Source organism: Oleiphilus sp. HI0043 (assembly GCF_001634935.1).
Genome location: NZ_LWEY01000778.1, coordinates 1 through 711, shown reverse-complemented (window position 1 = coordinate 711; position 711 = coordinate 1). Strand labels below are relative to the sequence as shown.

Annotated in this window: 1 protein-coding gene; it reads right to left on the bottom strand. The window is 44.3% G+C overall.

Annotation, left to right across the window (positions count from 1 at the left end; all coding sequences use genetic code 11):
- Positions 1-10: 10 nt before the first annotated feature.
- A partial coding sequence (locus tag A3729_RS08945) for a lipase secretion chaperone (protein WP_156497827.1) occupies positions 11-711 on the bottom strand: 701 nt, incomplete at its 5' end.

Sequence of the window (711 nt, the reverse complement as noted above, 5' to 3'; positions counted from 1 at the left end):
TACAAGCTCTCTATGCTCCCCGTATCGATTGTACGGCGAGCTTGATCTGTTCTTTTCTGGTGAAGGCATTATCTTTGGCTTCTTGTAAGGCGAGTTTTTTGGCTTCGTCACTTAATTCATTTGAGTCTAGGATATCTTGCCGTTGTTGGTAGAATTCTGTTAGGCGAGCTTGCCACTGTGGCGTATTGGATTCTAGGTAGGCCATTCTTTGTGCGATCTTTTCTCCATAGAAATTAGCTCTTAAATCGAAGATTTCTTCAGCCGTGTCAGACTGATTCTTAAGCCTGTTTATTTGTGCGGTGAGCTTTTTTTCTTCGCGCTTATAGCGCATGCCTTGAGCCATCTTACTGGGCAGTTGGCTTTCGGCCTGAGCCATCAGCTGATCTTTTTCCTGCTCGCTTAGTGAACTGTCGCTGTTGATCAGTAAGCGCTGATAAGAATAGTCATCATAACGTTCTTCGTGACCGAACAAGGCTTCACTTAGTTCTTTACCGAGGTATTGTCGACGTGTGTTTTTTTTATCATCAAGCGCAGAGCGCAGCATTGTCAGGTTTTCCTGCTGACTGAAGTCTGTGTTCATGGCAAATTGCTCTGTACTCAGGTTGCCTTTATAAAGCAGATAATTGTCTGCTATTTCCTGGGCTTTCATCGTTGCTTCGCCAGACAAACTCATCTCAATATACTCGCGTATGCGTTCAATGACCTGGTCTT